The organism is Bittarella massiliensis (ex Durand et al. 2017) (genome assembly GCF_017566145.1).
GTDB classification, from domain to species: Bacteria; Bacillota; Clostridia; order Oscillospirales; family Ruminococcaceae; genus Bittarella; species Bittarella massiliensis_A.
Genome location: NZ_JABFCL010000391.1, coordinates 1 through 210, shown reverse-complemented (window position 1 = coordinate 210; position 210 = coordinate 1). Strand labels below are relative to the sequence as shown.

The following is a 210-nucleotide window of genomic DNA, read 5'->3' as shown; positions in this document are numbered from 1 at the left end:
AGAACTCCAGCTCCATCTGCTCAAACTCCCGTGTACGGAAGGTAAAGTTGCCCGGCGTAATCTCATTACGGAATGATTTGCCGACCTGGCAGATGCCAAATGGAATCTTCTTTCTCGATGTACGCTGTACATTCTTAAAGTTTACAAAGATTCCCTGGGCGGTCTCCGGACGAAGATATACGACACTCTTGGCATCTTCCGTAACGCCCT

At 48.6% G+C, this 210-nt stretch carries 1 pseudogene; it reads right to left on the bottom strand.

From position 1 onward, the window contains the following. Positions 1-210: pseudogene (locus HJY11_RS14780) on the bottom strand (glycine--tRNA ligase); the annotation flags it as partial.